General features: G+C 62.7%; 21 protein-coding genes. 6 read left to right on the top strand and 15 right to left on the bottom strand.

Annotation, left to right across the window (positions count from 1 at the left end; all coding sequences use genetic code 11):
- Window positions 1-5 precede the first annotated feature (5 nt).
- From AC3A6R_RS21185 to AC3A6R_RS21155, 7 genes are all read right to left on the bottom strand, one after another.
- Window positions 6-905, bottom strand: coding sequence for a glutathione S-transferase N-terminal domain-containing protein (locus tag AC3A6R_RS21185; RefSeq protein WP_487865483.1), 900 nt, complete (start codon window positions 903-905; stop codon window positions 6-8).
- Window positions 906-1,107: 202 nt separating this feature from the next.
- Entirely contained in the window at window positions 1,108-1,527 is a 420-nt protein-coding gene (locus tag AC3A6R_RS21180) for a cupin domain-containing protein (RefSeq protein WP_487865482.1), read from the bottom strand.
- Window positions 1,528-1,675: 148 nt separating this feature from the next.
- Window positions 1,676-2,944, bottom strand: coding sequence for an NADH:flavin oxidoreductase/NADH oxidase family protein (locus AC3A6R_RS21175; RefSeq protein ID WP_487865481.1), 1,269 nt, complete (start codon window positions 2,942-2,944; stop codon window positions 1,676-1,678).
- A 159-nt stretch (window positions 2,945-3,103) separates the two neighbouring features.
- A complete protein-coding gene (locus AC3A6R_RS21170) occupies window positions 3,104-4,297 on the bottom strand; it encodes a bifunctional alpha/beta hydrolase/OsmC family protein (RefSeq protein WP_487865480.1) in 1,194 nt (397 codons plus the stop codon).
- 36 nt (window positions 4,298-4,333) lie between these two features.
- Window positions 4,334-4,936, bottom strand: coding sequence for an NAD(P)H:quinone oxidoreductase (wrbA, locus tag AC3A6R_RS21165; protein ID WP_487865479.1), 603 nt, complete (start codon window positions 4,934-4,936; stop codon window positions 4,334-4,336).
- A gap of 83 nt (window positions 4,937-5,019) precedes the next feature.
- Window positions 5,020-5,379, bottom strand: a complete 360-nt coding sequence (locus AC3A6R_RS21160; protein WP_487865478.1) for a hypothetical protein — start codon at window positions 5,377-5,379, stop codon at window positions 5,020-5,022.
- Between the two features lie 7 nt (window positions 5,380-5,386).
- Window positions 5,387-6,022 carry a glutathione binding-like protein gene (locus AC3A6R_RS21155; protein ID WP_487865477.1) on the bottom strand — a complete coding sequence of 212 codons (636 nt, stop codon included), beginning with the start codon at window positions 6,020-6,022 and terminating at the stop codon, window positions 5,387-5,389.
- 321 nt (window positions 6,023-6,343) lie between these two features.
- Between AC3A6R_RS21155 and AC3A6R_RS21150 the strand changes: the two genes are divergently transcribed.
- Window positions 6,344-7,276 carry an RNA polymerase sigma-70 factor gene (locus AC3A6R_RS21150; RefSeq protein ID WP_487865476.1) on the top strand — a complete coding sequence of 311 codons (933 nt, stop codon included), beginning with the start codon at window positions 6,344-6,346 and terminating at the stop codon, window positions 7,274-7,276.
- Between the two features lie 54 nt (window positions 7,277-7,330).
- On the opposite strand, the gene AC3A6R_RS21145 is transcribed toward AC3A6R_RS21150, so the two are convergent.
- Window positions 7,331-8,158: an alpha/beta fold hydrolase gene (locus tag AC3A6R_RS21145; protein WP_487865475.1), complete on the bottom strand. Its 828-nt coding sequence runs from the start codon at window positions 8,156-8,158 to the stop codon at window positions 7,331-7,333.
- 420 nt (window positions 8,159-8,578) lie between these two features.
- Between AC3A6R_RS21145 and AC3A6R_RS21140 the strand changes: the two genes are divergently transcribed.
- Together AC3A6R_RS21140 and AC3A6R_RS21135 are read left to right on the top strand one after the other, a co-directional pair.
- Entirely contained in the window at window positions 8,579-8,791 is a 213-nt protein-coding gene (locus tag AC3A6R_RS21140) for a hypothetical protein (protein WP_487865474.1), read from the top strand.
- 119 nt (window positions 8,792-8,910) lie between these two features.
- Window positions 8,911-9,729, top strand: coding sequence for an alpha/beta fold hydrolase (locus AC3A6R_RS21135; protein ID WP_487865473.1), 819 nt, complete (start codon window positions 8,911-8,913; stop codon window positions 9,727-9,729).
- A gap of 796 nt (window positions 9,730-10,525) precedes the next feature.
- Here AC3A6R_RS21135 and AC3A6R_RS21130 read toward each other — a convergent pair.
- From AC3A6R_RS21130 to AC3A6R_RS21105, 6 genes are all read right to left on the bottom strand, one after another.
- Window positions 10,526-10,891: a c-type cytochrome gene (locus tag AC3A6R_RS21130; protein WP_487865472.1), complete on the bottom strand. Its 366-nt coding sequence runs from the start codon at window positions 10,889-10,891 to the stop codon at window positions 10,526-10,528.
- Window positions 10,892-10,902: 11 nt separating this feature from the next.
- Window positions 10,903-12,663 carry a GMC family oxidoreductase gene (locus AC3A6R_RS21125; RefSeq protein ID WP_487865471.1) on the bottom strand — a complete coding sequence of 587 codons (1,761 nt, stop codon included), beginning with the start codon at window positions 12,661-12,663 and terminating at the stop codon, window positions 10,903-10,905.
- Between the two features lie 13 nt (window positions 12,664-12,676).
- On the bottom strand, window positions 12,677-13,426 hold the full coding sequence (locus AC3A6R_RS21120; RefSeq protein ID WP_487865470.1) for a gluconate 2-dehydrogenase subunit 3 family protein: 750 nt from the start codon (window positions 13,424-13,426) through the stop codon (window positions 12,677-12,679).
- Between the two features lie 74 nt (window positions 13,427-13,500).
- On the bottom strand, window positions 13,501-13,734 hold the full coding sequence (locus AC3A6R_RS21115) for a hypothetical protein (RefSeq protein WP_487865469.1): 234 nt from the start codon (window positions 13,732-13,734) through the stop codon (window positions 13,501-13,503).
- 435 nt (window positions 13,735-14,169) lie between these two features.
- Entirely contained in the window at window positions 14,170-14,649 is a 480-nt protein-coding gene (locus AC3A6R_RS21110) for a carboxymuconolactone decarboxylase family protein (RefSeq protein ID WP_487865468.1), read from the bottom strand.
- A gap of 125 nt (window positions 14,650-14,774) precedes the next feature.
- Entirely contained in the window at window positions 14,775-15,692 is a 918-nt protein-coding gene (locus AC3A6R_RS21105) for an MBL fold metallo-hydrolase (RefSeq protein WP_487865467.1), read from the bottom strand.
- Between the two features lie 1,020 nt (window positions 15,693-16,712).
- Here AC3A6R_RS21105 and AC3A6R_RS21100 point away from each other — a divergent pair.
- Window positions 16,713-17,153: a helix-turn-helix domain-containing protein gene (locus tag AC3A6R_RS21100; protein WP_487865466.1), complete on the top strand. Its 441-nt coding sequence runs from the start codon at window positions 16,713-16,715 to the stop codon at window positions 17,151-17,153.
- A 103-nt stretch (window positions 17,154-17,256) separates the two neighbouring features.
- The gene (locus AC3A6R_RS21095; protein ID WP_487865465.1) at window positions 17,257-18,255 is read left to right on the top strand and encodes a BRCT domain-containing protein; all 999 of its coding nucleotides are present in this window, start codon (window positions 17,257-17,259) and stop codon (window positions 18,253-18,255) included.
- Window positions 18,256-18,402: 147 nt separating this feature from the next.
- Here the strand turns inward: AC3A6R_RS21095 and AC3A6R_RS21090 are convergent, their stop codons facing one another.
- Window positions 18,403-19,068 carry a hypothetical protein gene (locus AC3A6R_RS21090; protein WP_487865464.1) on the bottom strand — a complete coding sequence of 222 codons (666 nt, stop codon included), beginning with the start codon at window positions 19,066-19,068 and terminating at the stop codon, window positions 18,403-18,405.
- Between the two features lie 94 nt (window positions 19,069-19,162).
- Between AC3A6R_RS21090 and AC3A6R_RS21085 the strand changes: the two genes are divergently transcribed.
- Window positions 19,163-20,511 (top strand): IS3 family transposase gene (locus tag AC3A6R_RS21085; protein ID WP_487865463.1). Its coding sequence is split into 2 segments (ribosomal slippage): window positions 19,163-19,660 and window positions 19,663-20,511, totalling 1,347 coding nucleotides; the frame shifts between segments, so codons are not numbered across the junction.
- Window positions 20,512-20,676: the final 165 nt, after the last annotated feature.

Below are 20,676 nucleotides of genomic sequence, written 5' to 3'. Positions count from 1 at the left end.
GGTGCCTAAAGGTCGAGCCAAACCGCGCCATCGCTGACATAGCGGGCGAAATTCTGAAAAGGAATGGCAGCCTGTGCGCTGTAGTTTTCGTCATGCCAGCTGAAGACGGTGTCCAGACGCGAGACTTCGATCTCGACGCGGCCGCGCCGCACCTCATGCGCGGCGCCATCGCCCTCGCGGTATTCGACCGTTCCGACTACTTCGGCCTGCAGCGTAGTGGCCAGGTTGTCGCGGATGCGTTCGTTCAGGCGCATCAGCTGGTCCTGCGCGCCGCGCGCACGGCCCCCGCGGGGAGCGAGCCCTTCTTCAGCCACGAGCGCGGCATGCACGCCTTCGTCGGCGTGCATGCGGTGCACGAAGTCCGCAAGATTGCCGAAACCGTGTAGGCCGACCTTTGTGCCGATGGCCCAGCGCAGCATCACGAACAAGTAGGCATCAGCGATCGAGCGCGTGCCTGTGAGCCATTCGTGGCCTTTGAGCTGCGCATCGAGCCGCCGGAGGTGCTCCCCCACGTGGCCCCGCGCTGTGGCGGCGAGCTGAGTTGCGAGGGTGTCGTCAGGCAAGTACCGCCCGGGGTAGAAGATCGGCCTGAACGCCTTGTGGACATCGGAGTTCAGGTAACCGAGCCAGCGCATCACTTCCGCCCGTGAACGCGGCGACCCATCGCCCCCCAGCAACAGATGCGGATGAAGGTCCGCAAGGTAGCCAAGGATGGCCACGTTTTCGGTCAGAGCGAAGTCGCCGTGCACCAGCAGGGGCACGACGCCAGCGGGGTTGAGCGCCAGGTACTCCGGGGTCTTGATGCCCCGATGATCCATGCGGATCGCCTCATAGGTTTGGCCTGACCATTCGAGCACGATGTGGTCGGCCAGCGAGCTGGCGCCGCGCATATAGAAGAGTTTCATCGCATTGCTTCTTGTGGGGGGAATGAGGGTTGCCTTCCACCCGTCGCGTCGCCGTGTTGCTGGTCGGATTTACGCGGGAATGCCGCGCCGACGTGAGTTCGTCCCGTGCACGAACGGATGGAAAGTGCACGCCTCATTACAGCCGCCTCGGCGATCTGGCATCCGTCATCTTCGTTGCGACGGGTGGAAGGCAGACAGCGGGCTAGTTAACCGGAAGCACGGCTTCCGCGCCCTTGTTCTTCACGAGCATCACTACGAATCGTGCGGGCTTCGTCTTGCTCGCGTTGCGTCCCACGGTGTGGATGTCGGTGGGGCCTTCATAGAAGGTTTCGCCAGGTTTGAGCGTCACTTCTTTGCCGCCTTTGACGCCCATCACGATCGAGCCCTGCAAGACGTAGATGAAGCCGTGCGCATCATGGCGATGCACGGGGTCTGCGCCGCCGGGGGGATAGTCCACCGTGATCATTAGCACCTCCTTGCCAGGGATGTCCGCCAGTTCCTTGAGCAGGAGCGGCGTCACTTTTGGCTCGGGTACTGAGCCGTGCGACGCGGTATGCTGCGCCATCGCGCAGCCTGTGGTGAACAGCAGTGCGAGCCCGATGCTCGCTGCAAACTTGGTCATGAGTTGCCTTCGTCGATGCTCGAGATCTCGAGCGCACCACAGTGCGGCTGTGGTTCCGTTCGCAAAAGAAATTCGCTATGGATGAATCGTAGGATCAGTTGCAGTACCGCGGTAGCCACGTGAGATGGATCACGATGTTGTCCGGCAATCACCAATGGCGTGCCGGCGAATCGGATGCCGAATGACGATGACGCAGCAGCGCCGATGCGTTGCGCGCCTCAAGCGCGCCGAACATCTCTGCGGCCTGCGAGCCGCTCATGGTCAAGTCCGGTTCCAAGCCGTCCGCCATGCGCTCAAGCTGCATGATGTGCCACGGCATCACGTGGAAGATTTCGAGCCCGTCCTCGGTGCGCGGCGCGACGGCGGCTGTATCGAACAGCAGGCGCGTGGGCAGGTCAGGGTCGGAAATCATGGGGCGTCCAAGTCCCACCACGTCGAGTTCGCCGTTGTCGATGGCGCCGGCCATCACGCCGGCAGACCTGAAGCCGCCGACGACCATAACCGGCATGCGCGCGACGTCGCGCACATCCTTGGCGAAGTTGAGAAAGTAGGCTTCTCGTTGCACCGTGCTCTGGCGCGGCCCGTCTTCACCTTCGTCCTTGAGCGAGATGCCCATGACCTTCGGCTGTTCGAGCGAGCCGCCGGAGAGCTCCAGCAGATCGAGGGTGGTGCCGTTGAGCATCTTCACGAGCGCGATGCATTCCTCGTGGTTGAACCCGCCCCGTTGGAAGTCAGACGAATTCAACTTGATCGCGACCGGAAAAATTGGCCCAACGGCGTCGCGCACCGCCTGTAGCACGGAAAGCAGAAAGCGGGCGCGGTTGGCCAGGCTTCCACCCCAGCGATCGTCGCGTTTGTTCGAAAGCTTGCTTAGGAACTGCGAAATCAGATACCCATGGGCCGCATGCAGGGAGACCCCGGTGAAGCCGGCATCACGTGCCTCCAGCGCCGCGAATGCGAACTGCCCGATGGCTTGCGCGATCTGCGCTTCGGTCATGGCGCGCGGCATGGCGAATTCGCCAAGGCCGCGGAGCACGTCGAGTGCGACGGCCGACGGCGCGAGAGGTGCGGCGTTGAAGGCGATCTCGACCTGCCGGCCGGGGTGGGACAGCTGAGCCCAGAAATGCGCGCCTCCGGAGGTGCCGGCCGACGCGAGCCTTGCCAGTTGTTGACGGCCGCTGTCGTCGTCGATGACGATGTTCAGCGGGCGCTCCAAATGCAGGCGATCGACCTGAATGTTGCCGCTGAGGAGGAGGCCTGCACCCGATCGCGCCCATCGCGCATACAAGGTGTCCAGTCGTAAGGTGGCGTGGTTCGCGGGATCTGCCATGCCCTCGCTCATTGCTGCCTTTGCAATACGGTTCCTCAGAAATGCGCCACAGGGAAGTTCGATGGGGCGTGCGAGTGCGGTAGTCATGTGAAGGTCCTAAAACAATGCGAATGATCGGAAGTGCGGTGATGAACAAGCGCCAACACTCGAAGTTTCAGGGCATGGGCGTCCGTCTGAGTGCGCTTTCGAGTGCGCCTGGAAACGTTGGGCGTCAATAGGTGGCGCGCCGAAGGCGCGAGAGGGCGCTCAAGGTGTTGGCTCGTCTCGCGCGGAATCGATGCGCGCGCCTTGCTCTAGCGTCCGATGAACCGGGCATCTCTGTGCGATCTCGGCCAGCTGCGCGCGTTGCGTCGGATCGATCGCGCCGTCGATCGCTACCCGCCGGCTGAAGATGTCGGAGGGTGACAACGCCTTGTCTTTGCGGTGATTTACGGCGGTGCGTATGCGCCTGACTGGCCATCCCTTGCTGTCGGCGTACTGACGCAGCGTCATCGTCGTGCATGCAGCCAGGGCCGCCGACAAGAGGTCGTAAGGAGATGGCCCGGAGCCCAACCCACCTGCAGTCGTCGGCTCGTCCGCGAGCCAGCGCGAGCCGCCCGAGCGTAGCGCCAGCTGGAACTTGCCTAGGCCTGTTTCCTCGGCCTCGGCGTCCGCAGTGGCCGGCCGGGCGGCTGATCGCTCGGGCAGGTAGCGCGACGCCCATACCGCAATCAACTGCGCGACGTACTCTGCATCCTTTCGGTTCGACAGCAGGTGGTCGGCTTCATCGAGCGAAACGAAGCTCTTGGGATGTCGCGCGGCGACGAAGATCTGCGTAGCGTTCTCGATATTGACTGTGCTGTCGTGCGGTGCGTGAAGCAGTAGCAGGGGTCGCTGCAGGGCAGCGATGCGAGATCCCTGGTCATGGGCGGCGAGGTTCTCAACAAACGCCTTGCCGACCGCCAGCGGCCGGCCGACCACTTGGACCGTCGACTGATCTTGCGACGCAAGGCACGCAAGGCCCGCGGGGTCGAGCAGGTGCAGGACATGCGCAACGTCAAAAGGTGCGGCAATAGTCGCAACCGCGCGCGCGCAAGCGATCCGACTGCCGGCGGCGAGCATGGCCGCGCCGCCCAAGCTGTGCCCGATCAGCAGGTGCGGCGCCATTCCGGCAGCCTCCATTGAGTTCGCGGCCAGCACCAGGTCGTTCACGTTCAATGTAAAGCTCGAGTCGGCAAAGCTGCCCTCGCTCTCACCCAGTCCTGTGAAGTCGAAGCGCAGCACGCCGATGCCCACGCCCGCCAAGCTTCGCGCGATGCGAACGGCCGCAAGGTTGCTCTTGCCGCAGGTGAAGCAGTGCGCAAAAAGCGCCCAGCCCCGCTCGATGCCTTCGGGCATCTCGAGGCTGCCCGACAGGCGATGCCCTTCCTGATTGACGAATTCGAAAGAGCGGGTGGGCACGGTATGCTTTCGCTGAATCGCCGACGAAAATCAGTTTCAGCGCGTCAGCCGAGTCGCGAGCCGTGCGACGTGTGCGCCCTGGAAGCGAGCGATTGACAGCTCGTTGTCCGTCGGCGCGCGCTTGCCGTCCGAGCCGGCGAGCGTGCCGGCGCCATAGGGAGAGCCCCCGGTGATCTCCCCCATGTTCGTGAGGCCTGCACACGTGTACGGCACGCCTGCGATCAGCATGCCGTGGTGCAGGAGCGTGGTGTGGAATGAGGTAATGGTGGTCTCTTGCCCGCCGTGCTGCGTGGCCGTCGAAGTGAAGACGCTGCCGATCTTGTCGACTAGCGCGCCGTTCGCCCAGAGGCCCCCGGTTTGGTCGAGGAACGTGCGCATCTGCCCGGCCATGTTTCCGAAGCGCGTGGGCGTGCCAAAGATGATGGCGTCGTATTCCGCCAGTTCGGCCACCGTGGCGAGCGGCGCGGCCTGGTCGGCCTTGCCACCTGCTTGGCGGAGCGCGTCGGGCGGCATGGTTTCGGCCACGCGCTTGAGCGCGACTTCGCATCCCGCGACTGATCGCGCGCCTTCGGCAACCGCGTTGGCCATCGCTTCGAGGTGGCCGTACATACTGTAGTAGAGAACGAGAACTTTGCTCATGATGGTGGTCCTAGGTGGAGAAAAAGAATAGAGACTGGGAAAGATGAGGCGACGAAAGCAAAGCGGATGAGTCGTTCGATTGCTCAGGAGGCGAGCGAGGTCGAGTCGCGCCAGCACAGCGCCGAAAGAACGACGCCCTCGCCATCGATCTCGAACTCGTCGGGTAGTGGCCCGTCAATGCGTTCGAGCTGCACGGCCGCATCCAGCCGCTTGCGCAGATCGCGCGCCCACCGGCTGCCGTGCGCCATCCAGGCGGGGCTGATCTCGTTGCCGTCCAGCGAGGGCTCCAGCATCACGATGACACGTAGCGCGGTGTCGTCGTCCGGCCGTATGGCCCAAAGGCGCCGAACGGCGGCGTGCTCGTCGTACCACTGGGCGAGGGTGCTCGAAGTGGCGCAGGCGTGCTCGCGCGCATCAAGGGAAAGGTCCAGAGAGATTCTCATGAGATGCTCACCGGGCGGCCGCCGCTCGCGGATGCGCTCCCGTCTCTGCGGAAAGTGCAGCGCGCACACCGATATCGGCATCCATATGCCGGACGAAGCGCGCGATGTTGTCCAAGCCTTGCATGTCGACCTTCTTGGCCGCGGACCATCTCGAGAGGACGAAGAGGTAGGGGTCGGCGACCGAACGCTCGCCGGTGAGCCAGTCGCGTCCCTCGAGTCTTTCATCCAGCCGCTCCAGGTACTCGCGTACACGGCGCCGGGCGGTCTCCGCGAGTGCGGGCGCCTGGGACGCGTCCGCCAGGAAGCGCTGCGGCGTGAATATCGGCTTGAACGCCTTGTGGACGTCCGAATTTAGAAAGCCGAGCCAGCGCATCACCTCGGCTCGATCGCGCGGCGATCCATCGCCCAGCAGCCGCGCCTCGGGATGCAGGTCCGCGAGGTAGCCGAGGATGGCGACGTTTTCGGTGAGCGACAGGTCGCCGTGCGCCAGCAGCGGCACCGTGCCCCCGGCGTTGATGGCAAGATAGTCCGGCGACTTGATGCTTTCCAGGCTCATGCGTACCGGCTCATGGTCCGCGCCGATCCACTGGAGAACGATCAGGTCGGCGAGAGAGCACGCGCCGGGCATGTAGTAGAGCTTCATATGAAATCCGGTTTCTGAAGCAAATCAATCCAGGTTCGCCAGGACCGATGGCTTCGCGTTGTGAGATGTAGCTTGCGAACGAATCGATGCTAGGGAGCATCGATCCCAAGCGGTAGGCACCTGCCGCGGAGCATCGTGTTGCCATGAGCGCACCAATCGAGTTGTCGCGGGATGGGATTTGGTCCTAGCCGTTCGCTTTACTGGTACGCTGGACAGCGTCCAGGGAATCCGGCACAGGCACAGAGTGGGCCCACCCACCGTGCCAGTTAAAAAATAATGCCTGCTTACGCTACGAGCGGTTGGGGCATCCTCATGGGTTTTATGGAAGACGAACGTGCGGGCGTATTCAACGAGCAGCGCGCGCGGCTGCAGGGCATTGCCTATCGCATGTTGGGTTCATTGGCCGACGCCGAGGACGTGGTGCAGGACGTCTGGCTGCGCTTGAGCGAATCGACGGAAGCGTTCAAGAGCACGGAGGCGTGGCTGGTCACCGTGACGACACGCCTATCGATCGACAGGCTTCGCGCGGCTCGGTTTCAACGTGAGAGCTACGTCGGCCTCTGGCTCCCGGAGCCAGCACAGGACCAATCGCCTCCAACGCCTGAGCAACTGCTCGAGAGAGCAAATGACCTTTCGACTGCCTTCCTCATCTTGCTTGAGCGGTTGGACCCCGAGGCGCGAGCGGCGTTTCTGTTGAGGGAGGTGTTCGACGCGGACTACGAGCTGGTTGCGGAGACACTCGGCAAGAGCGAAGGCGCCTGCCGCCAGATCGTGCATCGGGCCAAGGTGCAGATGAGCGAAGGGCGCCAGCGACGTGTGGTCTCCTCCGAACTGCACCTGCAGCTTCTGCGCAGATTTGCCGAAGCACTGGCGCTCGGTAATTTTGCGTTGTTGGTGGCGATGCTCACCGACGATGCGGAGTTCATGGGCGACGGTGGCGGCCATGTGCCGAGTCTTGGCAAGCCCTTGATCGGCGCGCAGCGGATCGCGCAACTGTTCTACGCGACGTACCGTCGCTTCGGGCGTGCCATCCGGGTCGAACCCCTGATGTTCAACGGTCAGTGGGGCCTGGTTCGTTTCGTGCACGGCGAGCTGGAGTCTGCGCAGTCGTTCGAGACCGATGGAGTGCAGATCAGCCGGATCCACGTGCAGCGAAATCCCGATAAGCTCTCGCGGTTGAACTCGGCGCTGCAGACGAGCCCTTGGCGGGAGCCAGCGAACTTCTGGTCCGATACGCCCGCCGCGGGCGGCTGACTCCTCAAGGCAAGGCTATGGAAGACACGCGGTGTTGACTAAGCCCGCCGTGCTTCAGCTTTGCAGAAACGCCAGCAGGTCTGCGTTGACCCGGTCCTGCATCGTGGTGGTGAGTCCGTGCGGTGCGCCGGGATAGTAGATCGCCTTTGCTCCTTCGATCAGCATCGCCGACTTTTTGGCGGAATCGTGCACGGGAACGATCTGGTCGTCCTCGCCGTGCATGATCAATGTCGGCACATCGAATTTCTTCAAGTCCTCGGTGAAGTCGGTTTCGGAGAAGGCCTCGACGCATTCGTAGGCATTCTTCTGGCCGCTCTGCATGCTCCAGAGCCAGAACTGGTCCAGTACGCCCTGCGACACTTTAGCGTCCGGGCGGTTGGCGCCATAGAAAGGGAGGGCTAGATCTTTGTAGAACTGCGAGCGGTCGCCGGCAACCCCAGCGCGAATTCCATCGAACACTTCAATCGGGAGGCCATCGGGGTTGGCCGCTGACTTCAGCATGACAGGCGGCACTGCGCCGATGAGCACCGCCTTGGCCACGCGCATGGTGCCGTGACGCCCGATGTAGCGCGCCACCTCGCCGCCACCGGTCGAGTGGCCGACCATCGTGATCTTGTTCAGGTCGAGCGCTTCGAAGAGCGCCGCGAGATCGTCGGCGTACCCGTTCATGTGGTTGCCCGACGACGACTGGGTCGATCGACCATGCCCGCGCCGGTCGTGCGCGATAACCCGGAAGCCGTTGCGGGCCAGAAAGTGCATCTGGCCATCCCACGCATCGGCGTTGAGAGGCCAGCCGTGGGAAAAGGTGACCACTGGGCCGTCGCCCCAGTCCTTGTAGTAGATGCGGGTGCCGTCTTTGGTGGTGATGGTGTCACTGGTCATTCAGGGCTCCGATGAAGTTCGGTCGATCATTGATGGGCAACTCGAATCCTAGGGTCAGCACCATCGCGAGGGTAGGTACGCCGAGGGGATCACGCTGTTTCAGAGCGCGCACCAATACTGGGTGTCAGGTCTTTGCGTCTAAATTGATGCCCCGCGTGCAACACGGCGGTACCTCCTGCAGGGCTACCGCAGCCAAGATGCGGAACCTAGCATCCGATCCGTCTCGCGATACCTGTGGGACGGAGCCCCAGCCGTCCTGGGGCAGGGCCTATAGGCCTGTTGGGGACCATCATGAGGCAGAGCATCCAATCTTCAGCGCCACCGCGCGCACCACGTCGCACGCTCAGGACTGATGGCTTGGCGGTACAGGCTGCCACTGCCAATCCGCCATCGGTCGACCGCGTCTGGCGCCTCGGGTACATGGCCGTCTCGCTCCTTGCGATCGCGGCCGCCGCCGCAATCGCAAGCGGCGAGACCGGCAGCGCCGAGCTCCGCTTGTCCACTGCCTTCGCGGGTGGGGCATCGGTGCCGCAAGACATCTGCTCGACGAACCTCGAGCCGCAAGCCGGTGTGTTGAAACAGGCGTGCGCGAATCCCGGTGGATCCGGGAACGAAAACTTCGTTGCGTGCTGAGGACCTCGGGCGCATCGACTCACAGCAAAGCGGAGGGATGTGTCTGCGCCTCTGCTTCCGGCTCCCTGCGTGATGCGCAGGATTTTTCAAGTCAGACCAGTCGCTTCAAGGAACTCGATATGAAGAAATTCTCCAGTCTCGCATTTGCGTTCGGTGCCGCCGGCCTCATGACGCTGCAATTTGCGACCCCGGCCGTCGCCGCTGTGCCGTCGGCACCGACGGCGCGCCCCACCGTAGTGTTGGTCCATGGTGCGTTCGCAGAATCGGCAAGCTGGAATGAGGTGGCGAGCGGGCTGCGCGCACGGAGCTTCCCGGTCATCGCGGCCGCCAATCCGTTGCGAGGGCTGACGCACGATGCGAACTATGTGGGGGCAATCGTAGCCGGCATCCCAGGGCCGGTCGTGCTCGTCGGGCATTCATACGGCGGTGCTGTAATCTCCCAGGCCGCCGTGGGAAGGTCCAATGTCAAGGCGCTGGTCTTCGTTGCGGCATTCGCGCCCGACGTGGGCGAGTCGGCCCTCGGTCTGTCGGGCAAATTTCCCGGTAGCACGCTTGGACCTGCATTATCGGCTCCGGTGTTGTTGCCGGGCGGCGCGAAGGACCTCTACATCCTCCAGGACAAGTTCCCCAAGCAATTCGCAGCCGACCTGCCGCCGGCGGTAGCTCGGTTGATGGCGGTCTCGCAGCGTCCTGTCACCGAAGGCGCGTTGGGTGAAGCTGCGGCGGCCGCAGCCTGGACGACCTTGCCGTCTTGGTTCATCTATGGAGACGCTGACATGAACATCCCACCTGCCGCGCAGGCATTCATGGCCGGACGCGCGAAATCGATGAAGACGGTCTTGGTCAGGGGTGCATCGCATGTGGTCATGATTTCCAGGCCGAAGGTCGTGATGCGGCTCATCATGGAAGCTGCAAGCGCAAAGACGACGCAGCCCTGACGGAGTGTCGCGCTTGCTCGACGTGGAACTCGGCATCTTGCTGCACTGGCTCAATATCTCTCGGCCTGAGTTTCGGGATGGCGTCGCTCAACGCAGCCTCTGTGCTTGCGGAAATCCGAAGCGCTGCAGGGCAGGCCTGGAGCGCCAATGCGGTGCTCTGAGGTAAGTTCTGATGTTGCGCCGCCATTCACCGGTGACTCTGGCAGATTCATGTGGCGGTCGCGCACCGCGTCCTGCACGTGTCTGCAGGGATCGTATCGTTGCCGCGCTCCCCGCCGGACTTTGTCGTGCCATCAGGATCTCCTCTTAGGCGGATGCCGGCGCCGACGCAGTCGGCACGGATCATGCCGCCATGATCTACGAGTCGAAGACTCTCACGCCGCGTTCCCCAAGGGACGGCGGCCTGGTTTGTTTTGTTGATAGTCCCGGACAGCGGATGGCAGACATGTCAAACCGTGGACGCAGGCCATTCGTGGGTACCTTCCGCATGATTGTTCGGCCGTCGAGTTGCCAGGTGCGCGCACTGCATTGCCGAAGGCGCAGCTGTCTGGCCTGTTCGGCTGCCGACCGTCTTCTGGACAGCTTGCTGGCCGCCGCGCCGACGTCGCGCGACCCCAACGGTGCGGCCCATTGCCCAGGGCCTCACCACCAAGCACGTCGGCATTCACGTGGGCAGTTTACGAACGTCCCCAGAGCCCACGTGAAAGTGACTCGGGAAAAGCCTGAGGACCCGACGAGGAGCCGCTCAGTCGCTTCGCCGAGGAGGCTTGCTTCTAGCGGCGTATTCGCCAGGCAGTTACTGCAGGGTCTTCAGGTACTCGACTAGTTCGGCCACTTCGCCCGGATCGGGAATTCCGGCAAACGGCATTCGATTGCCCGGCACCGCTTCTTGTGGGTCGGCTATGAAGGCTGTCAGCGATTTGTCGTCCCAGGTGATGCCCGCGCTTTTCATCGCGCGGCTGTAGCTAAAGCCCGGAGCCGACCCGGCTCTACGGCCGAGCACGCCGCCCAGCGGCGGCCCGATAGCGGCGCCGCCCCGCGCCGAGTGACACGCTGCGCACGTCGTCCAAGACTTGGGCGGCTGCACGGTCTGTTGACCGTGCGCCAAGCTCACGAAGGCCGCGGAAAATGCGGCAGAGACCGCAAAAAGGAGGGTTCGCATCTTGGGCCTCTTCAAAGCATGCGTGGCTGTCTGGCATAGCGCACGAGATCGTCGCCCAGACGCAGCGCCATGGCCGCGAGGGGGCCGGTGGGGTTGTACCCCGCGTTGTGCGCATAGACCGACGCACCAACCACGAAGAGGTTCTGCGCATCCCAATGCTGAAGCCGCGGTGAAACCACGCTGGTGAAAGGATCGGAGCCCATGATCGTTCCGCCCGTCGTATGCGTGGTTTGGTATTGGCGTGCATCGAAGTCACCACGCCGCGGTTGCGGCGCGCCGACGGTCGTGGCGCCCATGGCGCGCGCAATTGCTGCCGCCTTGTTCGTGACGTACTCGCTCATCTGGTGATCGTTGTCGCGGAAGTTGAAGGTCATGCGCAGTAGGGGGGACCCGTAGGCGTCGCGGTATGTCGGATCGAGATCGAGGTAGTTCTCCCGATGCGGGTAGTTGCTGCCGTGCACGGAGACGTTAAAGGCGTGCGAGTACCAGTCGGCATTGGCCTGCTTCCAGGCCGACCCCCATCGAGGTGTTCCAGCCGGATGGAGCCGGCCGTAGATCGGGCGACCGTTCGTCACGTTCGAATAGATGTAGCCGCCCCCGAAGAAGCCGAGCCCTGCGTGGTCGAAGTTGTCGCCGTTGAACTCGTCGACCACCATCTGCGAGGCGCCTGAAGCCATGAAGGGGTTGATGAAGCGGTCCTTGAAGAACACTGGCACCGAGGACATCACCTGATAGCAGAAGTTCTTGCCAACCGTGCCCTTGCCAGTCTTCGGGTCGTAGGGGCGTCCGATGCCGCTGGTGAGCAGCAGCTTGGTGTTCGTCATGGTAAAGCCGGACAGGACGACCACATCGGCCGGCTGCTCGTATTCCTGCGCGGTCTGCAGGTCGATGAACTTCACGGCGGTCACCCGCCTTGCGCGCCGGTCGTAGACGAGGCCCGTCACCTGCGAGTGCAGTCGGATCTCGAAGTTGCTCTGTCTCAGCAGCATCGGGTACAGCAACAGGGCGGGGCTGGCCTTGGCGTTCGCTTCGCAAAAGAATCGCTCGCAGTGGCCGCAGTACTGGCAGGGCGCAAGGCTCGCTCCATCGGGGTTGGTGTAGGCCCGGGGGGAGTTGGCGGCAGGCATGGGGAATGGCTTGTAGCCAAGGCTTTGCGCCGCTGTCTTGAATATCTGGCCAGACTCCAGGATCTCTAGCGGGCGCTGTGGGAAGTCGCGCTCCCGGGGTGCCTCAAATGGGTTTCCGCCATCTACCAGCTTTCCGCCGATGTTGCCCGCCTGCCCCGCGATTCCGAAGAGCTGTTCAAACAGATCATGGTAGGGCTCCATCTCGGCGTAGCTGATGCCCCAATCCTGCACGGTCATCTCGGGCGGGATTGCGGCTTTGCCATAGCGAGACTCGAGGCGCGTGCGCAGGGCAGGGTCGTACTCGGCCCAACGCCAAGTCTGGCCGTTCCAGTGGTTAGCCGCACCGCCCATGCCTTCGCCGGGAAGGAACGCCTCCATGCGACGGACGGGAAGGGCGCTTTCGTGCATGGCATGACGCAAGGTGTAGGTCTCGTTCGCCCAGTTCTGAACCAGGCCGTTGCGGACGCCCCATCGCAACTCGTCACGCTGGTTGGGCAACGTCGCAGCGGCGCTGCCTGCAAGATCGCCGCCGCGCTCGAGCACCAACACGTCGATACCTGAGTTCATCATTTGCCGCGCGGCCAGGCCTGCTGTGAGCCCTCCGCCGACAAATACGACGGATCGTTTGGGAAGCTTGTGAGTCATGGGGAGTGAGCTTTCAGCTGAAGTCTTCGATCGACTGGGGTTTCGACGCACCCGGAAAGGGGCGGCCGCGGAACAGGACGACATTGCGTCCGTGGAACGCGGGCAGGCCAGGGAAGCCCACTGCGCGCCAGAACGTCTTGTTCCGGTTGCCGCCGTACATCGGATCGGCGAAGCAGGCCTGAACGAACAGCGGATAGAAAAAGTCGTTGAACCACGCGCCGAGCGCATAGCGCTCGTCGTCCATCCGGCCGGCAGCGGCCTCCTGTAGCAGGGCGTCGAGCGGATCGGCCTCGAGCTGCTCGATGGCCTTGCCGGTGCGTTGCTGAGCCTCGCGGCGCAGCTTTGCGAGGCCAGCCTTGAAATGCTGCTCGGGTGCAAGGGGCGACTGGTAGCCGTGTTGCGGTTTGCCAGGACGCCAAGGGCCCTGTCGATAGAGTTGATCACCACGCCCCCAGGCGCCGGCTAGCTGACGATCGATGTACAGGTGCAAGCCGCATGCGACGCCGTTCGGTGTCAGCGCATCGGCCGGGCACATCATGTTGACGAGCGCCTCGATGCAGGCTGCCTCCTGCGGGCTCAGCGACAAGTAGCCCGGCGGGCCGGCAGGGTCGGCGGGGCGCGCTGCGGCCTCCTGCGCCGAAGCGAGCGGGCTGGCGAGGCCGCCTAGCAGTGTCGGGGCTGCAAGCGCTGCAGCACCGGAAGCGCCGCCGATCTGGCGCAGGAAGAGGCGCCGCGCGGGCAGCTCTCGGTCATTGAGTGACATGGGGATCCTTCTTTAAAGGGCAGGAATCACGCAAGGTGGTTTCGGCGACGGAAGCTTGCGCTTCAGGGCATTGATCAGAAGGGCTCGAACTTCGCGGCGCCCACCGTTTCGGTCGGCGTAATCGGCGTAAGGTCCAACGGCTCCTGAGGCGCCGGATAAGAAACTTCGATCGAGGGGAGCTGGCTTGAGATCGAGCCATCGACTGTTGCGAGGGGAACGGCGACAGCACTGCCCGGCTGAAGCGCGTAGATCAAGATCGAGGTCGTTAGACTGACCAGCAGTGCCGCAAAGAAGGTCCGTTTCGTCATCGAATACTCCTGAATAAGTTGAGTGATTCCTCGAGCGGAAAGTCCGTCGGAGGCGGATGAAAAGTCAATGCATGCGACGAGGAAAGCTGCCTCGCTCGTTATGCATCTGCCGCGCTCCACTCTAGGTTTGGACACGTCGATGCGGTAGGTCGTTCGAGCGAAACGGCGCAGTGAGCCAAAGGAATCAATGAGGACGTGATCTCGCTTCGTTTCGACCTGAGGCGCAAGGTTGTGCCTTCGGAAACGGTGCCGCGGCATCGCGAGAAAGTACTTGAAACACGGGAGGAAATAGCGCTGGTCTGCGAGGCGCAGGAACCGGTGGCGAGGGAGGCTGCGCTCACAGATCGCCATCGAACGTGGGCGAGAAGAACGTCGCCACGCATCAATACACCAGCAAGCGCCACCGCCAGAGGAGGCGGCGCTTGCTCGGGCGACTCAGGAGAGGTTCGCCTTGTCTAGGCCGAAGGCCTTGTCGGACGATCCGGGCACGGTCTGGAACGCGACGTTCACGCGGTTCCATGCATTGATGGCCATGACGCTGAAGGTGAGGTCGGAGAGTTCCTTTTCCGACAGCTGCGTGCGTACGCGCTCGTAGACGTCGTCGGGGACGCCGTGTTCGGGCAGCTTGGTCAGCACCTCGGTCCAGGCAAGAGCCGCGCGCTCGCGCGGAACGAACAGCGTCGATTCACGCCATGCGGCAAGATGGTGAATACGCAGTTCGCGCTCACCATGGATCTTGGCCTCTTTGATGTGCATGTCGAGGCAGAACGCACAGCCATTGAGCTGTGACGCGCGGATCGCGACGAGGTCCCGAATCGTTTGCTCGATGGCGCCGCTGTCCACGAGCGTGCTGAACTCGATCAGCTTCTTGAAAAGCTCGGGCGATTGCTTGATGTAGTTGAGACGATTGGTCATGTGTACTCCGGCCTCAGTGCGGCTGAGGTGCCCGTTCGCGAAGACCGCGAGAGAGAAAATGTCCTGACAACTGACGCTGCGGCGCTGCAAGCTCGTGGCCTGTTCGTGCGCCGCAAAACCTGCGATCAGTAGTCCCAGATGATCGGAACCCAGCGAAAGACGTCGCCGTCGACCGCGACCCGGCCGAGCGAGGGAAACGGCAGGTGAGCGGCCACCAGCAGTCCGCGGGTCTGCGCCAACTCGCGGAAAAGGCCGATGCGAACGCGGGTCGCTTCCTCGGGATCGTGCTCGAAGCCGTTTTGCCAATCAGGGTGGTCGAATGCGACCGGGAACATGGCGTCGCCGGCGAACATCAGGCGCTCTCCGCCCGACACCAGGTCGACCACGCTGTGCCCAGGGGTGTGGCCTCCGGTGCGGCGCACCACCACACCCGGAGCTACCTCTTGCCGTTCCTCGAACGTCTGCAGCCGGTCGCGGTATTCGTTGTAGAAGCTCTTGGCGGTCGAACGCAGGACGTCCGGTACTGGCCTCGGCATCACCGTGTGGGCGAAGTTGGGCGTCATCCAAAAGTCGACCTCGGCCTTGGCAATGTGGATGCGCACGTCTGGGCGCAGTCGTTCCTTGATGCCCGGGACGAGTAGCCCGCCCACATGGTCCATGTGCATGTGTGTGACGATGATGTCGGTGACGGACTCGAGCTCGATGCCGGCCGCAGCCAGGCGCTGTGGGAATTGCCCGGCGCGGGGGAAGCCTGGGAACTGGCCACCCAGACCAGCGTCGATGAGGATCGTCTGGTCGCCGGTGCGGGCCACCATCACGTTCAGCGGCCAGTCGTACTTGTCGGGCGGCATGAACATCTGGTCCAGCCAGCTTGCCAGCTCCGCCGGGGCGACGTTGGTGGCCATCGTCGACGTGGGCAGCGGCAGCACGCCGTCGCTGACTACCAGGGCGTCGATATCGCCGATGCGCAGTGCGTAACGGGAGGGCACCAGATCTTTAGGCTTCTCGCTTGTGGGTTGCAAGGTGTCATCTGTGGGGGACATGGCGGAATCTCCAAAAGGGCGGCCCGATTGCGCGGGCCAAACTTGCCAGGCGACTGGCAGCAAGTTGCCGTTCAACTCCCAAGGGTCGTCGGGCACGGATCACGGCACAGGGCCGTCTGCTATTGATCGTAGGTAGACCGGGATCGCGCCGGTAGGCTCGTGGACGGACGCACACTGGTGCCTGGTACGCACCAAACGCGTAGACAAGAGTGGGTCCCCGGAAGCGACCTGCGAGTTGTGCAACTGAGTGCGCGGCACTACGCTCAGAGCTGTTCGCGAGTAGCACTTGTCGAGATGAGCCCAATGTCTGCTATTCCTCCCGTGGCGCTGAGAGCAGTCCACAACGGTCCCCATGGCAACCACCTTGGTATCGGGTGGGCTCCTCAAGTGGCGCGTTCTACCTAAGATCCGCGCTGAGTTGAGGCGCGGCTGACACTGCAGGAACGGCTTCTTCTGCGTCGGCACGTCTGGCGGCAGCAGTGCGCGGCCGCGAACTCGCTGTCAAGGTAGCTCACGCCAGCGCAACACCCTCGGGAGGAGGGAGACGGCCGGATCGAAGCCGCGCACTCCGTAAGCACTTCGGCTAAATCGCATCTCAGTCCACTCGCCGTATATCGGCGTTGCTTACATGCAGTCGAAGCGGTGGGGTGGGGCTGTCCTATGATCCCGCTCGCAACCGGCAAAGGCAGCGAAAAGATCGGTATCAAAACCGTTAGCAACTGCACGTGATCAGCGCAGCGTCGGAAATAGTTTCGGAGGGCACCATCCGGAAATGCAAAGAAATAACGGCGAACGGCGTGTGAGTTCGACAGATCAGCTTTTGACGACATGATCGCGGGCCAGCAGACGGTTCAAGCGGCATGCTGACGAGACTCGACCGAAGCTCAGGCCAATGCGCGAACTGGTGCTCGACCCGACGTTCTTCGGTCGCGATCAGCAGGATGCGGCATGGAAGACGACATTCCGACCGATTTGTGGACCGTTGGGGAGGCCAGATTGCCGTAGCGGCACAATGCGAAGATGCCAAACATTGCATCGATTCTCAAAGCCGAGATCTCCCGCATTGCTCGCAAAGAAGTGCGCGCCGAGATCGAATCACTCAAGAAGGCATCAGTCGCGCACCGCGGCATGACTGCAGAACTGCGTCGCCAGGTGAATGCGATCGAAAGAGAGCTTCGTTATGTGGCAAAGGGACCGGCTCGTCCGACCGCTGCAAGCCTCTCGGACTCTGACGCGGCATCAGGCACGAAGCGGCGATTCAGCGCGATGAGGTTGGCAGCACATCGCGCAAAGCTCGGTTTGTCTGCGGCGAGCTACGGCCAACTGGTCGGCGTCTCCGGGCAGACGGTTTACCACTGGGAACAAGGTAAGGCACGTCCGCGGGCAGCACAGCTTGAAAGCCTCGCGGCCGTGAGGGACCTCGGTGCACGCGAAGCTACGGAGCGGCTAGCCAGGCTATAGCGCAGCGCCGCAACGATCTGCGGGTTCACGCGCAAGCTTGCGTATAAACCGGGCGATAGGATGCGCCTGGATCCTTGTTGCATGTCCCTCGAATGGAGCCGCCGTGATCGTTGAATGCAGTTTCAGCTCCGCCTCACCTCAGGGCGAATCGTGGGTAGAACGTTGGGGCGGACCCGATAAAGGCCTCGTTTGCTCTTGGCTCAGGGGAATCGAGAAGGCGAAGGAATCCCCCGAACTGGCCGCGCAGGCTTTGCGCGGTGAATTGCCGAGCCTGCCATGGGTCGGCGGAGGAAAAGCCATCAAAGCGGGAAAACGTGTAGGAGCGCTGCACTATCTGGCCATGTGGCAAGGGTTGCGCGGGGAGGACCTGTTCATCGACATTGTTGCTGGCGCCACGCGCACATGCACCCTGACCGGCATGGCGGTCACATTCACGGGCGATACCTCTGCCATCTGGAAAGCGGCAGGCGAACAGGGGGGGTGCCGCGTGATCAACATCTACCAGCGCCAGGCGACGGCTTTCCGAAACGAGATGCGCACCTCGTGTGCGGCGCTGGTTGGCATCGTCCAAGGCATCATGTCTGATGGGCATCTCAACGATGCCGAGATCGGCTTCCTCAGGTCATGGCTTACCGGCGCCGAAACGGTGGCCCTGACGTGGCCCGGCACAGTGATCAAAGCCCAGGTCGAAAGCATTCTGGCGGATGGGCTTGTCACCGAGGAGGAGCGCAGCCACCTCGCCGAAACCTTGCGTCAGCTCGTCGGCGGCAGGTTGGACGAGATAGCCGACGCAGGTTTCGTGAGCGAGCTGCCAATCGATCGCCTTGAAGAAATCGAGATTCCCAACAGGCTTTTTTGCTTTACCGGCGACTTCGTTTTCGGACCTCGCAAGACCTGTGAGAAAGCGATCGAAACGCGCGGGGGGACTATCTCGGGGGTCAGCAAGAAGCTGCACTATCTAGTGGTCGGTGGCCTTGGGAGCGCAGAATGGAAACACGGTACTTTCGGCACCAAGATCGAGAAAGCCATTCAGCACAAGGAAGCAGGCGTGCCGCTGTTCATCGTGCATGAAGACACTTGGGCCGCTTCACTGCGCGGCTGACAGCTTTATTCAGAAGTCAGTCCCGCGGTCGCGGGAGACAGGGCCGGTCCAGCCCCAAACCGGGAGCGCCTGGCGGCGGCACTGGGTGCGCCTGCACCACGTCATATGCCGGCTTCGGGTAGCTTCGCATAGTCGCTACAAAGGCGCTCACTTGCCTGCGCTCGGAGTCTCAGCTTGTAAGCGTTCCGTCTCTTCCGCGAGCGCCGCAGTCTCGACGATCTCCCGTATCGTGAGCGGTCCCGTTAGTTCCGCCTCTCCTGCGAGCACGCTCTGTAGCGCCTCTCGGCCTTTGCGACCTGCCAGCCAGGCAGATGCCGCTGGGATGGATCCACCCCCGAACTTCGCGTGGAGCGCCTTTCCAGCCGCCCGGCTGACCGCGACGAACTCCTCATGGGTCGTTGCGGCCGCAGCCTGCCGCATTACCAGGCAGAACGCCTCGAGCTTGTCGGCTTCAACACGCAAGCGACGAGCCTTGGCTTCGCTGGGTGCCGCGTGACCTTGGAGCGCGGGCTCGAAGGCATCACTGAACACCTGGATTTCGCGCCCTTCTACCCATCCGGAATCGCCGCGCGACACCAGCTCAACCGGCCGGCGGCGGGCCGCTGCCGAACGGTCAGCGGCCGCACGAGCTTCGCTAGCCTGCTCGGGACGCCACACGAGTAGTGGTGAATGAGTGGTGCCATGAACCGCCCAACGTCCGGCTATGTTCAGGCAGCGTACATAGCGGCTTTGCGATCCGCCGTGCCGTGCAGCTTCCAGCGGCGCCGATTGGTGATCCGTCAGAGATAGAAGCAGGTACTGCATGGGCATCATAGGAGGTTATTTTCATATGAGACCTCGTTCGCTGCCAGTGAAGCGCCCCGGATTTGAACTGACCCCCAGAAGTTGGGCAAACTTCAAGGGGTTCATGAAGAAGTACAAAGCGAAGTTCAAGCTCAAGGTCGTTGAGAGCTTTTTGGCTGGCGAGGGCGGAGCGAAGTTGCTGGCCCGGCGTTGGTCGCTGTCCGAGGAAAAGATCCGCACCTGGGTGAGCCACTATCGCCTCCACGGCATTGACGGGTTGCGCCCCAAGCGCAGCGCGTACAGTGCGCAGTTCAAGTTGCAGGTGCTGGCTCATCAGGATCGTGAACAGCTTTCGAGCCGCCAAGTGGCGGCGGTCTATGACATCCGCAATCCCAATCAAGTGGTGGTCTGGCGACGCAATCTTGACCAAGGTGGCGTGCAGGCCCTCGATGGCAGAAAACAAGGGCGTCCCAGCATGAAGCCGGAACGACGCTGTCCACCGCCGGCAAACCCGGCTTCCACCGATTCGACGCAGGCTCTGCGTGAAGAGAATGAGCGACTGCGCGCGGAGGTCGCGTACATAAAAAAATTACAAGCCTTGATCCGGTCGAAGAGATCAGCTGCGCCGACAAGGCGCGTCTGATTACCGGGTTGAGGCATCACCACAAATTGGCGGATCTGCTGCAAGCTGCAGGCATGGCACGCAGCACGTTCTACTACCAGTGTCAGGCGATCCAGCGCGCCGACCAGCAAAGCATTCTGAAGACCAAGATACGCGCTGTCTACGACGAGCACAAGGGCCGCTACGGCTACAGACGGATCACGGCTGCGCTGTGCAATTCGCTCGAAAAACCGGTCAACCACAAGTGCGCGCAGCGTCTGATGCAGAAGATGGGACTGCGCGCGCTGATCCGGGCGAAGAAGCGCTTCCGACAAGTCCTGGGCATAAGCGATGAGCACGTGCCCAACGTTCTGCAACGCGACTTTTGCGCAACCGCTCCGAACCGGAAATGGGCGACGGACGTCACCGAGTTCAGTGTGAATGGCCAGAAGCTCTATCTGTCGGCCTGTATGGACCTCTACAACGGCGAGATCATCGCGCACCGCATGGCAAGACGCCCCGTCTTCGATCTGGTTTGCAGCACACTTCAGACAGCACTATCGCGGATCAGGTGCACCGCCGAACTTATAGTTCACTCGGACCAGGGCTGGCACTACAAGATGAAGCCCTACCGATCGATGCTCGCGAGGCGGGGGGTCAAGCAAAGCATGAGCCGTAAGGGCAATTGCTTCGACAACGCGGCGATTGAAAGCTTCTTCGGCACGTTGAAGGCCGAGTATTTCCATCTTGCAGCGCCCGATAGCATCGATGCGCTCGAAGCGGGCGTGCATGATTACATCCACTACTACAACCACAAGCGCATAAAGCTTGGACTGCAGGGGGTCGATTACCGGCTGAGAAGCACCGCCTGATCGGCGGGATCGTGACCGTCCAACTTCTGGGGGTCAGTTCAAAGCCGGGGCGCTTCATGCTCACCTGATAACGCAGCTTGCGAAGGCTTCGTAAGCGGTCAATAAACCACGCCCTTGCCCGCGGCGCCGGAATCGATGCGCGCGCAGAGGTCTACGGCTCGACGA

It is taken from the genome of Variovorax sp. Soil_C_19 (genome assembly GCF_057657255.1).
The sequence above is the reverse complement of the archived record's forward strand: the minus strand, read 5'-3'. Positions and strand labels throughout refer to the sequence as shown.